Origin of the sequence: Paenibacillus sp. FSL P2-0322 (genome assembly GCF_037975315.1) — a bacterium.
Taxonomy (GTDB): domain Bacteria; phylum Bacillota; class Bacilli; order Paenibacillales; family Paenibacillaceae; genus Paenibacillus; species Paenibacillus polymyxa_B.
The window spans coordinates 3,574,580-3,586,941 of the sequence record NZ_CP150243.1; the positions used below are offsets into that span (position 1 = coordinate 3,574,580).

Here is a 12,362-nt window from a genome sequence, read left to right on the forward strand (position 1 = left end):
CATATAAAATAAATGGAAAATGCATTCTTATGAAAAGGCTATCACAACACTTACTTTTCGAATGTGATCTTACGCACTGTAATGCCTACGTGATTGCGAAAATCAATAAACCGTCAAACAAAAGACAACAAAAGCCGCCCTGTCCAAAGACAGAACGGCTTAGGTGCAACGCTATTTAAAAAAGATCATGTAATTAACGGTAAAATTACACGTCAAATACTTTAACCTCTTTCATTTTGTCGCCTTGTTTTACAGCATCAATGAATTCCATACCTTTGGTTACTTTACCAAATACAGTATGTACTCCATCTAAATGTGGTTGTGGAGCGTAGCAGATAAAGAATTGGCTGCCACCTGTGTTGCGACCTGCATGAGCCATGGACAGAACGCCTTTGGCATGCTTTGTTGTATTCGTAGCTGTTTCACAGTCAATCGTGTAACCAGGACCGCCTGTACCGTTACCGATTGGACAACCACCTTGAGCCACAAAGCCCGGAATGACACGGTGGAAGCTCAAACCGTTGTAATAACCGCTGTTTGCCAGCTTTTCAAAGTTAGCAACGGTGTTTGGAGCTTCTTCTGGGAAAAAGTCAATTTCGACGATACCGCCGTTTTCAAGATCTATTCTACCTTTTTTCATTGTTTGTATCTCCTTTTCAACCTGTTTTGAGAACTAAATAACATCAAGTTCCAGTTTACTATGAATTGCCGCGCTTAGCAAAGTCTTGTCCAAAAAAAAAGGGCCATTGTCCCCGGTGTATTATTACCGACTCAATGGCCTGCTTGATCTTACAATGCTAAAATCAGGACGAAACCGTAATCTTGGCGTTAGGCTGAACCGCCGGACTGGCTTGATCACGAATCAAGCGCTGTGGCACAACATCGTTGCGTACGATATCCTCGTAGGTTTCCCGACGCACCACCAACTCGGCCTCACCGTTGTTGACAAATACAACTGCTGGTCGACGTATTCGGTTATAATTACTCGCCATGGAGTAATTGTAGGCTCCGGTTGAGGCAACAGCGAGCAAGTCGCCGCTATTTATACGAGGTAGTTCTACATCCCAAATAAGCATATCGCCGCTTTCGCAGCATTTGCCCGCAATGGACACCGTCTCTTCGTCCGTATCCTGCGCTCGATTAGCCAGCATCGCTTCATACTTGGCCTGATACAGTGCAGGACGTGGATTATCTGTCATCCCGCCATCTACCGAGACATATTTACGTACCTGCGGAATATCCTTGATGCTCCCTACCGTATATAAGGTCGTGCCTGAATCGCCTACAATACTGCGTCCCGGCTCAATCCAAATTTCTGGAAGTTCATCGTAAAGTCCTGAAAAATAGGTTTTCACCGCTTCGCCGATAGCCTGCACATAGGTGGATACTTTCAGCGGTGTGTCCTCCTCTGTGTAGCGAATGCCAAATCCCCCACCCAGATTAATCACTTTGAAAGAAAACTGAAGCTGTTCTTTAATTTCTCTGGAAAAAGCTGCAACCCGTTCAGCAGCCATTTGAAAGCCATTCACTTCGAAAATTTGCGAACCGATATGAGAATGTACCCCTAACAGGTTAAGATGGTCCAGCTCGATAGCCTGTTCCACTGCTTGGCGTGCTGTACCATTCCCAATGTCAAAGCCAAATTTCGAATCTTCTTGACCTGTGGCCATATATTCATGCGTATGCGCCTCAACCCCTGGTGTAACACGCAGTAAGATATTCACCTGCTGTTCTTTCTCGGAGGCAAGGGCCTGCAACAAATGCAACTCCATTTCGCTATCAACGACGAAGCAGCCAATTTTCGCATCTAACGCCATTTCAATTTCTTCCGGTGTTTTGTTATTGCCGTGAAAATGGATTCGCTCTGCCGGGAACCCTGCTTGTAGCGCAGTAAACAATTCTCCACTGGAAACTACGTCAAGCGACATTCCTTCTTCAGCAGCTAAAGCACACATCGCCATAACACAAAACGCTTTGCTTGCATAAGCAACTTGAAACTTCAATCCGGTTTCACGAAAAGCTTCTATGAATTCCCGGCAGCGCCGGCGGACTAACTGTTCGTCAACAATATATAGCGGCGTGCCAAAACGCTCTTTCAAAAGCGTTGTATCACAACCGCCGATCTCCAAATGTCCATTGCTGTTAATTTTACTGCTTCCATGCAAATACATGTTCTGGCGCCTCTCTTTCTGGAACAAGCTAGTCATATTCCATCGAATGTTTACACCAGTATAGCAAAAAAAACATCAAGAACAATGGATTTTTATGCAGATCATTTATATTAATGCTCCTGTCCATTGCCTGAGTTCGAATCTGTGTCGGCATCCGTATGGGGCATACGCGTATTGTCCCTCGTTTTGTTAGATGACGGGCGGTTAGGCGCATCTAGTACAGGCATACGGAACAAGATGGAAGCTAACGCTTTGGCATTAAAAGGAATGAACGGCCACAAATACGAAGAATTATATGACCGATGCAGCGTCAGCATCAAAATGATCAGTGTCGTACCCACGACAAAGCCCGGTACGTGAAAAATTGCAACAGCAACCAGCAGGAATAGTCGAATCAGTCTATTCGCCAACCCCAGCTCATAGCTCGGTGTTGCGAACATTCCTATGGCAGCGACAGCCATATACAGCACGACCTCATTCACGAAAAGTCCCGTCTTAACCGCTATATCACCGACCAGAATCGCTGCGATCAAGCCCATAGCGGAAGCCAGTGGTGTCGGAGTATGCACAGCCGCCATTCGCATAAGATCGACCCCTAGTTCTACAATGATAAACTGGGCAATCAGCGGAAGATGTGCTTCCTTTTGAGGACCAATAAAATCAAGAAACGCCGGTTTTAATTCGGGATTGATGACCATTAGCAGCCACATCGGAAGCAGAAACATCGAGGCGAATATACCTATAAAACGTACCCAGCGCAAATAACTTCCCATAAAAGCGGTTTGCCGATTCTCTTCTGCATGCTGACACAAGTCAAAAAAAGTGGTAGGCAAAATCATCACGCTGGGTGAGGTATCGACGAAAATAACGAGCCTTCCTTCCATGATATGCGATGCCACGACATCTGGTCGCTCCGAATATCGTACTAATGGATATGGATTCCAACCTTTATTGATAATCGTCTCCTCTAATTGCTTGTCGGCCAGCGGAATACCATCCAAATTAACATTTTTAATTTTGTCTCGTACAGTATCCACCATCACCTTATCCACAATATCGTCAATGTAACCCAAACATACGTCTGTTCGGGTTCGACGTCCGACCTGCATAGCCTCAAATTTAAGCCCTGGGTCCCGCAAACGCCGGCGCACCAGACCTACATTTGTAAGCATTGTTTCAGTAAACCCGTCGCGAGCACCGCGCACAACCCGCTCCAAAGAAGGTTCCTCCGGATTACGCACCGGGTAATTACGAGTATCCAGAATAAGGGAAAAACGCTCGCCTTCCATGAAAAAGGCACTCAGTCCCGTCAGCACCTTGTTAATGACCACAGACATCTTATCCGTCTTCTCCACCTGAATATGTGGAATAAAATTTTCAAAATACGCTTGTAGTCCATCCGAAGAGAGATCATCCGGCGTCAGATAGGTGAGCCGCTTTAGCACTTCAAGCATGATCTGATCCTTCGCAAAGGAATTTAGGAACAGATATCCAGTATGACGCCCACCCAGTGTCATTTCCCTGAATACGACATCAAAGGTCTCCCCCAAACCTAATACTGTTTCAAGTGTATTCTTATTATCCTTCATCCTCGGCGATATATCATCTTCGGCCTGCCAGTAGCGAACGGACTCCTCTACGTTATCAGACCGCTCACTCTCTTTTTTGTGTTTAAAACGTGCTGATTCCTGCGCCTGCTTTTTCTGCCATGGACTCAACTCTTCTCCGCCGGTATGGTTTTCCTTTCCAATTCCCCCGTCTTCTTGATGCTGCTCCTGATGCTCTTGATCCGCTCTGTGATCCATATTCCTTGCCCCCTTCGCTTTCGTTGTTAACGGTTGTATACAAACCAGTCAAATAAGGAACCCGTCACCTTGCCAAGCACCATTGCCATCAACAGACCGAGCATATACACGGTCATGTGGAGTCGCTTGGCGAGTATAGGCAGGAGATTCAATACCTCCGTTAGAGCCGCGGCGAGCAAGCCAATAAACACTCCGCAAAATAACCCAGGTATCCATGTAAATATGCCCGGTAGTGGCAAGCAAATGTTCCAAAAATCGACCACAGTTCCCAGTACTGAGCCTACAATCATTGCCTTTTCGTATGCACGTGATTTTTTATACGTACGGGTAAGTTGTGCTAATCGCGGCATGATATCCAGCACAATAAAAAAAGCAATTACACCGCTACCCACCGCAAGGCCCCCAGCAATACCTAAAATAATCTGAAGTGCAGCCTGTACAAATATCATGGTTTCTTATCCTTTGTCTGCAGAAGGGCCATCTTTTCATATTCCTCTGCCACAACATACTGATCCACATTTTCCTGATACAGATACATTTCCACCTCCAGCGGCGTCGGCTCCTCGTTCCAATTTTTCTTGAACAAGTGATTAAAAAAAACGATCATGCCAAAGCCGATGCCGATCGAGTAAGCAATTTGAAACAGGTACGGATGCTCATCCTTATGTCCCGTAATCATCTCCACAATCCGAACCTGTACCTCCATCATGCTAACGTCGGCATGAAAATTCATAATTGTCAGCGCAGAGCCAAAAAACAGAAGCACCCATACCAAAACAAACAGTATTTTGGACGGCTTACGGGGTTTCTCCACAAGTTCCACAAGTACATGCGGCTTCCCGAGAGATTCAACTACGACCCCCGGAATATGATCTCTAATTTTTGCTATAATCTGCAGCATGTCTATCAGTATCAGATTACCGTCCTGGTGCTGCGGCCGCTTGAGAACAAGCTCAAGCAAATCCTTTTCCCATTCAGGATTAGTCAGCAGTTGGGCTACATCACCCAAATGTAAATCCTGCCCTTGTATCATGCGGACACGGCTGCGGAGCCGCAAGTAGACAATAGGAGCTACTGTAGGAGCCGGACTATGAGTCATCCGATCCCCTCCTTATCCTCGTAATTATCGATTAGTATGGAACGAAGCAAGGAAACCTATTCTGTGTATTGTCTTTTATCCCACGCAAAAAAGAGTACCCCTTGCCATTAAAATGGCTTTGGAATACCCTTTAGTAATACGTAAGCATAAGGATGTCACTAAGATCCTGACTGTTATTATTGGGCAATCTGATCGCGGATCAGTTGTAAAATCTTTTTTTCCAGCCGTGATACCTGCACCTGAGAAATACCAAGCCGACTTGCAACCTCTGATTGAGTCTGATCCCGGTAGTAGCGCAGGTACACAATCAACCGCTCCCGCTCAGATAGTCCGCCAATGGCCTCATTGAGTGCCAGCTTGTCGAACCATCTTTCCTGTGATTCGTCAGCAATCTGATCCATAAGTGTAATCGGATCACCGTCATTTTCGAAAACCGTTTCGTGAATTGAAGTAGGCGGCTTATTGGCCTCCTGCGCAAAAACAACATCCTCCGGTGTCACTCCCAGCTCATCAGCAACTTCCTTGACTGTAGGCAGGCGGTTGAGTCGTTTGGATAGCTCGTCCTTCATTTTGCGGACCTTATTGGCCGTTTCCTTCAAGGAACGGCTAACCTTGAGTGTACCGTCATCACGCAGAAACCGTTGAATCTCACCGATAATCATCGGTACTGCATATGTTGAAAATTTGACTTCGTAGCTGAGATCGAATTTATCCACCGATTTTAACAAGCCGATGCAACCAATTTGAAAAAGATCGTCAGGTTCATACCCCCGGTTCATAAAGCGCTGCACGACAGACCAGACGAGCCGGATATTACTATTGACCAGTGTCTCACGAGCCTCATTATCACCAGATTGACTCAGTGCAATAAGCCGCTTGACTTCCGCATCCTCCAAATAGCTGTGCGAAGTTTTTTTTCCTCCTGCTTCCATAGGATCAACTCCTAATTGTATAAAGCTTTCTTGGATTCAATCCTTTTCTTCATCCGGACCGACGTGCCTCCGCCCGGCTCACTGACTGCTTCAAACTCATCCATGAAATTTTCCATAATCGTAAAGCCCATGCCGGAGCGTTCCAATTCAGGTTTGGACGTATATAGAGGTTGCTTGGCTAGCTCTATATCCTCAATTCCTCGCCCTGCGTCCTCAACAACCAACGTGATCACGTCCGCTTCAATCCCGACTTTGATCGTTACGACACCTGACGGATCGCTGTCATAACCGTGAATAATACTGTTTGTCACCGCTTCAGACACCACGGTTTTCAAATCGCTTAGCTCATCCATTGTGGGATCAAGCCTGGAAATAAAGGCCGCGACAGCCACACGAGCAAATGCTTCATTCTCCGATTTGGCAGCAAACTGCAAGCTCATGAAATTGTTTCCCGTGCCTTCTCTCATGACACAACCTCCAGTTCCGTGAGCGCATTTCCCTCGTTGTCATATATGGGCATGATTTTGAACAGCCCTGACATATCCAGCAGTCGGTGTACTGGCGGATTGACATCACAGACTGCCATTTTTCCGCCCTTTTGCTTGATCAGTTTGTACCGTCCCAAGATAACGCCAAGGCCGGAGCTATCCATAAACTGAAGATTCTTCAGGCTGAGCACAATATGCTCGCATTGCCGGCGCTGAATCGCCTCGTCCATTTGCATACGGACCATGTCCGACGTATGGTGATCAAGCTCACCAGACAGCCTTACAATCAGTACCCCCCGGTGATGCTCCATTTCAATTTGCAGGTTCATGCTTACTCACTCTCCTCCCGGTCTTGGACAAGGATTTCTACGTAGCCGCAGACGATTCCTGCCCTCCGACAAAACTAGAAGAAAACCCCGTAAAATCTACAAAGAAAATAGGTTCGACATGGTACGTTTAAACAATTTCCACCATCCGGCCTTTTCGATAGCCACAGGCGAAGTGATATTAAACTCCTTAAGCTGTTGTCCATCCTGATAGACGACCAGCTTACCGATTGGGTCACCAGCCCGGACAGGAGCTTTGAGGCTTGGGGCCAGTTGCAATTCATGACGCAACGTTTGTTTGTTGCCACCTTTTTTCACCAGTACACTGTAAGAACGGTCAGCCTGAATTTTCAGCTCTGGCAATACGCCTTTTTCAACTTTTACGCTGCCCAGCAATTCACCCGGCTTGTATATGGATTTCATTGTATATTGAGAAAATGCATAGTCGAACATGGAAGATACTTCATTGTTGCGTATCTTCGTATTTGGCTCCCCGAGCACCACAGCTACGACACGCAAGCCATCACGCTTCGCAGTAGCGGAAAGACAGAACTTTGCTTCTGCCGTATAGCCTGTTTTCAGCCCGTCTGCTCCAGTATAGAAACGGACAAGCTTATTCGTATTCACCAGCCAAAAGGGTTTGACTGAGGATTTGCGCAAATAGTCCTGATAGGCTCCCGTATATTTCGTAATTTGCGGGTATTTCAACAACTCTCGGCTCATAACCGCAATATCATGCGCAGAAGAATAGTGATTCTCTACGGGTAAACCGTTGCAATTGGCAAAATGCGTATCCTTGAGCCCGAGCTGTTGCACCTTCGCATTCATCATCTCGACAAAAGCCTGTTCAGATCCTGCAATTTTCTCAGCCATCGCCACAGAGGCGTCGTTGCCGGAAGCCATTGCAATTCCCTTCAGCATCTCATCGACCGTCATTTCTTCACCGGGCTCCAAGAAAATTTGCGAGCCTCCCATTGAAGACGCATATTCGCTGGCCCGAACTTTATCGGTCAGCTTGAGCTTGCCATCTTGAATAGCCTCCATTGTCAGCAACATCGTCATAATCTTGGTGATGCTCGCTGGAGGAAGCTTTTCACGACTGTTTTTTTCATAGATGACTGTGCCCGTATCTGCATCCATCAGGATCGCCGAGAGAGCCTCGGGAGCCAGCTCAGCCGCTGATCCCTCTTTGGGTTTGCTTTCAGGTCTGCTTTCTTCGGCCCAACCGCCGACAGGGACGGCAGTCAAGGCTACCAGACAAGCCAGGATGAACGCCACCACTTTTTTCTTCACAATCGGTTCCCTCCTCAACATATTGGCGTAAAGCACCGGAGCCCATTTACTTACCCCTCCGGCCTATTCGCGTGCTGCTAACCATTGTCGTCAGAATGAAAGAAAAATATTCCATATGAATAAAAACATCAAATAGCACCAAGCTGACTCAGCATGGTGCGCATATTCCAATATATAAATGACAGAACATCTATCGTCTGTGAAATAATTGTTTAAATTCGGCTTATAGTGAGATATGTGATTCCTCCACCGGGTAGAATATCCATCGTATTTTGACTGAACACCCGTATATCAATAAAAGAATTCGCTTCCAGTCTAAGTTCCATTGCTCCACTCAATGCACTATAGTTCAGTCCGCCAATTACCCTATCATCGAGATAAGCATAGGCGGAACTCCCGGCAAGCTGCTCATCATTCAGATGAAGTGCAAGCCGTGTACGATTGCCATCCACTTGAGGATCGGTCGAAATGTAGACTTGTATTCTGTATTTCCCAGCTCGCTTGGCTCGCCATCGGCTATTCACCGCATCGAATTCGATCAGCTCATCATGGTTGATTTGATTAAACTTCACCTTCTGCCAGCTACCTGCGGGAAGATTTTGCCTTGCTCCCAGGTAGGCTTTAACAAAGGTTTCGTCCAAATGCTCAATCCCGTTGTTTGAGTATTTCTCGACAAGCAGCAAAGCCTGCCCTGTCCCATTATTCTCGTCATAACGATTATTGCTATAGCTAAAATCCAAATGTGAGCGAAGTGTCACCTGCTGTGTGGAAGAGCTACCAGAGAAAGAAATAAGCTGCTTTAGATTACGGGGATACCCTCCCACCTCGTCCACCAAAACTTTTTTGCCAATGACCACATCCACAAAATAGTTACATACGGATTGGGTGTCATCGAATTTGTCCGCTATCGCTAAAATGGAGTCACGCAAGGCCACATTTTTTGTTTCTTTGGTAGCACCAATTTGAATAAAAGAAGGCACTGTCATCTTATGCTCTCTGCTTAGTCCCTCAAACCAGCAACCTATAAATTCAGCGTTCATAAAATCATTAATTAGAATGGGAATATCATTGGAGCTTCCATCCTTAATGTGCTGGCTAGCCAAAAATCTGGCCCCATTGGAGCTATTCAGATCCAATGCCGTATCGTTCCCCAATGTAAAAAGCGCTATGCTAGTAAACTGTGAACTTCTGTTCTGCAAGTGAATCCCTGTTTTATTGTAATTAATCTCCGTGCATTTAAATAAATTCACATCACTTTCATAGCCCCAAAAAGCCGTTTCAAAATGCTCAATTAGGACGTTATCCAGGACAACTCCGCCACCCTTCCAATCCTGAATACCCAAAGTACCTTTGCCATAATATCCACGCTTCACTGACTGCGAAAACGGATTATTTAATGTGCCTATGTCAGCCCCCTCGTACCGGATCGATAAGTCATGAAACTGCACATTTTGATATCCGCTAAACGATGGTAGACTTTCATCTCCAATTTGAAAACAAGGACCCGTACCATAATATTCAATCGACGTAACACCTTTGCCTTGTCGGTATCTGCCCTTATGAATGCCAAAAATGCGCACACCCTGCTTGCGAATCTGTAAGGTAGAGGTTATTTTGTATCGTCCACTGGGGATGTGAAGAATGGAATAATCGGGGGTCTTATTAATCAATTCCTGTAAAGCTGCCGTGTCATCCTGAATACCATCACCAGCAGCTCCAAACCAGCTTACGTTTACACTTCGTTCAATGAATTCTTTTTCAATGGTTTTAAAATTTTCATTTAATTGCTGCGGCGTTAACTCTTTGCCCGTACCACTCAAATTCAACTTCAAACGGTCTGTAAAATGATCCGCCACCCGAACACCCCCATGTTTAAAAACGTAAAAATTTCCTTTTTTGACCAAGTTGAAGAATTCTTCATTTTCTTAGCATGGACTGAGTATATGCACAAGAGGGCTTGCTCTAGGCTTGAGAAAAATGAAAATAAATATTTTATTATTATTGTACAAGAAGATACGTTTTGTATATTATAGATACATAATGTATCCAGGTGGTGAAATCGTGAAACATGTACTTACAGTAGCTGGTTTACTGGCTTTTTCGATTCCTTATGCTTGTCAGGGTTTGTCCCCCAGAGTTATCACGATTTCCGTGCTTATCCTGTTGTTCAGCTATACCATGCTACTACCTTCACTCAAGTCATTGATCGCAACCTTAGCCGACAATCCGTTACTGACTCTACTCACGCTGTACATCGCTGCCTCCTGCTTATGGGCTGAACAAGAGCAGACCTCTTCCTTGCTGATGGTTCTCAAATTCCTTGCCTTCTCTACCTTTGGGCTCTATTTGGTCACCCATTATACAACTCAGGGCTGCATTCGCCTCTTAGTCGTTACGTTAAGTATTTTGAGCATACTCAATCTACTCGCCGTTTTGCTCGTTCCCTCCTTTGCCATTCATGGTGGAGTAGAACATACTGGGCTATGGAAGGGCATCTCTGGTCATAAAAATACACTTGGAACTGTCTCTCTGTTAAGTTTTGTTTCACATGTCATTTATTTTTTCAGGGGTAAACGTAAAGTTTTGCATATTGGCTTTATCTTACTCAATGCCCTATTGCTCATCGAGTGTCAATCTACCACCTCTTTGGTACTTACATCTTCGCTCTTCGTATTTATATTGTTTATACTGCTATTCAAGAGAATCCGAAGCATTGCGTTGCGCGGTTTCTTCATTAGCTGTTCCTGCTTGCTCGTTCTTTTGGGTTTGGTACTCACCTTTACTTATGGAGATGCGATTGCGTCGGAATTCGGAAAAACAACGACCTTAACTGGAAGAACGGAAATCTGGCAGGGGATTGGTGGTGCTATTCAGAGCCATTACTGGTTCGGACATGGTTACGGCTCCTACTGGGCAGCCCGACCCAGTATCTATGCGAACGGCATCCGATTTGATCTGACAAGCAGCCATAGCGGTTTCCGTGATCTGTGGATCGATGTGGGCCTTACAGGACTACTGGCAACAATTACACTCGCCATAACAACTTTATTTAAATTCAGAATTGGCAAAGCAGATATGTATACATGGCTGACGGCAGTGGTTTTTTTCCTATTTATTGTATTGAACAATATAACGGACAGCCGTTTCCTGAACTCGCTAGCCATTTACTGGATCATTTTTATGGTTATTGTGATCAAGGTGCAAGAACGACATAAACTGGCTGTAGCAGAAAAAGCGAATTCAACTGCATTGAGCACACCCCCTCTTCATTAGGAGATCATACTCAGCTCAACCGCTGATGGAAAAAAGAACCCCATACCCACGCCATCAAAAGGCGATCGGATATGGGGTTCTTGGGATATATGTCCACCGCTTCGGTTGAACATGATCCCCAATCTACATTTGTGGAATAATCGCTAGCACAAGTTTTAAAAATTGCTCACGTACTTTCTCTGCCGTCTCCATCACTTCACCATGGGACAAAGGCTGATCCAGAATGCCTGCGGCCATATTCGTGATACAGGAGAAGCCCAGTACCTCAATACCTGCATGACGGGCTACAATAACCTCAGATACGGTCGACATACCCACCGCATCTGCACCCAGTGTACGCAGCATAACGATTTCAGCAGGCGTTTCATAGTTAGGCCCCAGCAATCCAGCATATACACCTTCCTGCAGACTGAAGCCCTGTTGGTTAGCCGTTTGCTTGGCAATTTCACGCAAGCGGCGGCTGTACGCCTCCGACATGTCTGGAAAACGAACGCCTAGACCAGCATCGTTCGGTCCGATCAATGGATTTTGTCCTGTCAGATTAAGATGATCCGAGATGACCATCAGATCGCCTGCTTCGTAGGAAGTGTTTACACCACCTGCTGCATTCGTCACCAGCAGACTTTGAATCCCCAATTGCTTCATCACCCGAACTGGGAAAGCCGTCAGCTGCGGGCCATATCCCTCATACATATGAAAGCGCCCTTTCATCATGACGACAGCGCGACCTTCAATCGTGCCTAACAGTAATTCTCCCTCGTGACCTTCTACCGTCGATACAGGAAAATGGGGAATATCCTGATAAGGAATACTAATTCCATCCTGAATTAAATCGGCCAGAATACCGAGACCTGATCCCAGAATAAGACCAATCTCTGGACGTATTCCGCTCTTGGCACGGATATAATCTGCTGCTTCCTGAATTGTAGATTGGTTGGCTGTTGACATTAATATCTCTCCTGACTTGTACAATCG

General features: G+C 45.7%; 12 protein-coding genes. 1 reads left to right on the forward strand and 11 read right to left on the reverse strand.

Annotated features, from left to right (window positions below; all coding sequences use genetic code 11):
• Window positions 1–205: 205 nt before the first annotated feature.
• The 10 genes from MKY24_RS15665 to MKY24_RS15710 all read right to left on the reverse strand — a co-directional run bounded on the left by MKY24_RS15665 (window position 206) and on the right by MKY24_RS15710 (window position 9,970).
• On the reverse strand, window positions 206–640 hold the full coding sequence (locus MKY24_RS15665) for a peptidylprolyl isomerase (RefSeq protein ID WP_013310775.1): 435 nt from the start codon (window positions 638–640) through the stop codon (window positions 206–208).
• Window positions 641–803: 163 nt separating this feature from the next.
• Window positions 804–2,171, reverse strand: a complete 1,368-nt coding sequence (lysA, locus tag MKY24_RS15670) for a diaminopimelate decarboxylase (RefSeq protein WP_028540617.1) — start codon at window positions 2,169–2,171, stop codon at window positions 804–806.
• Window positions 2,172–2,281: 110 nt separating this feature from the next.
• Complete coding sequence (locus MKY24_RS15675; protein WP_028540616.1) at window positions 2,282–3,976, reverse strand: spore germination protein; 1,695 nt, start codon at window positions 3,974–3,976, stop codon at window positions 2,282–2,284.
• A gap of 26 nt (window positions 3,977–4,002) precedes the next feature.
• On the reverse strand, window positions 4,003–4,425 hold the full coding sequence (locus tag MKY24_RS15680; protein WP_023989211.1) for a stage V sporulation protein AB: 423 nt from the start codon (window positions 4,423–4,425) through the stop codon (window positions 4,003–4,005).
• A complete protein-coding gene (locus tag MKY24_RS15685; RefSeq protein ID WP_053325683.1) occupies window positions 4,422–5,075 on the reverse strand; it encodes a stage V sporulation protein AA in 654 nt (217 codons plus the stop codon). The genes MKY24_RS15680 and MKY24_RS15685 overlap by 4 nt, the downstream gene beginning before the upstream one ends.
• A 176-nt stretch (window positions 5,076–5,251) precedes the next feature.
• Complete coding sequence (gene sigF, locus MKY24_RS15690) at window positions 5,252–6,007, reverse strand: RNA polymerase sporulation sigma factor SigF (protein WP_023989213.1); 756 nt, start codon at window positions 6,005–6,007, stop codon at window positions 5,252–5,254.
• Between the two features lie 11 nt (window positions 6,008–6,018).
• Window positions 6,019–6,474, reverse strand: coding sequence for an anti-sigma F factor (gene spoIIAB, locus MKY24_RS15695; RefSeq protein ID WP_023989214.1), 456 nt, complete (start codon window positions 6,472–6,474; stop codon window positions 6,019–6,021).
• Window positions 6,471–6,824 carry an anti-sigma F factor antagonist gene (gene spoIIAA, locus MKY24_RS15700; RefSeq protein WP_013310782.1) on the reverse strand — a complete coding sequence of 118 codons (354 nt, stop codon included), beginning with the start codon at window positions 6,822–6,824 and terminating at the stop codon, window positions 6,471–6,473. Before spoIIAA ends, spoIIAB begins: the two co-directional genes overlap by 4 nt.
• Before the next feature lie 96 nt (window positions 6,825–6,920).
• A complete protein-coding gene (locus MKY24_RS15705; protein WP_068941575.1) occupies window positions 6,921–8,114 on the reverse strand; it encodes a D-alanyl-D-alanine carboxypeptidase family protein in 1,194 nt (397 codons plus the stop codon).
• Between the two features lie 212 nt (window positions 8,115–8,326).
• The gene (locus MKY24_RS15710) at window positions 8,327–9,970 is read right to left on the reverse strand and encodes a glycosyl hydrolase family 28-related protein (RefSeq protein WP_076264834.1); all 1,644 of its coding nucleotides are present in this window, start codon (window positions 9,968–9,970) and stop codon (window positions 8,327–8,329) included.
• Between the two features lie 205 nt (window positions 9,971–10,175).
• Between MKY24_RS15710 and MKY24_RS15715 the strand changes: the two genes are divergently transcribed.
• The gene (locus MKY24_RS15715; protein ID WP_076264833.1) at window positions 10,176–11,387 is read left to right on the forward strand and encodes an O-antigen ligase family protein; all 1,212 of its coding nucleotides are present in this window, start codon (window positions 10,176–10,178) and stop codon (window positions 11,385–11,387) included.
• A 123-nt stretch (window positions 11,388–11,510) separates the two neighbouring features.
• Here MKY24_RS15715 and MKY24_RS15720 read toward each other — a convergent pair whose 3' ends face one another.
• The gene (locus MKY24_RS15720; RefSeq protein WP_023989218.1) at window positions 11,511–12,335 is read right to left on the reverse strand and encodes a purine-nucleoside phosphorylase; all 825 of its coding nucleotides are present in this window, start codon (window positions 12,333–12,335) and stop codon (window positions 11,511–11,513) included.
• Window positions 12,336–12,362: the final 27 nt, after the last annotated feature.

What these genes read in the sequence shown, in the direction of transcription:
- MKY24_RS15665 (WP_013310775.1), bottom strand. Translation starts at nt 640, where the DNA reads ATGAAAAAAGGTAGAATAGATCTTGAAAACGGCGGTATCGTCGAAATT.
- lysA (WP_028540617.1), bottom strand. Translation starts at nt 2,171, where the DNA reads ATGTATTTGCATGGAAGCAGTAAAATTAACAGCAATGGACATTTGGAG.
- MKY24_RS15675 (WP_028540616.1), bottom strand. Translation starts at nt 3,976, where the DNA reads ATGGATCACAGAGCGGATCAAGAGCATCAGGAGCAGCATCAAGAAGAC.
- MKY24_RS15680 (WP_023989211.1), bottom strand. Translation starts at nt 4,425, where the DNA reads ATGATATTTGTACAGGCTGCACTTCAGATTATTTTAGGTATTGCTGGG.
- MKY24_RS15685 (WP_053325683.1), bottom strand. Translation starts at nt 5,075, where the DNA reads ATGACTCATAGTCCGGCTCCTACAGTAGCTCCTATTGTCTACTTGCGG.
- sigF (WP_023989213.1), bottom strand. Translation starts at nt 6,007, where the DNA reads ATGGAAGCAGGAGGAAAAAAAACTTCGCACAGCTATTTGGAGGATGCG.
- spoIIAB (WP_023989214.1), bottom strand. Translation starts at nt 6,474, where the DNA reads ATGAGAGAAGGCACGGGAAACAATTTCATGAGCTTGCAGTTTGCTGCC.
- spoIIAA (WP_013310782.1), bottom strand. Translation starts at nt 6,824, where the DNA reads ATGAACCTGCAAATTGAAATGGAGCATCACCGGGGGGTACTGATTGTA.
- MKY24_RS15720 (WP_023989218.1), bottom strand. Translation starts at nt 12,335, where the DNA reads ATGTCAACAGCCAACCAATCTACAATTCAGGAAGCAGCAGATTATATC.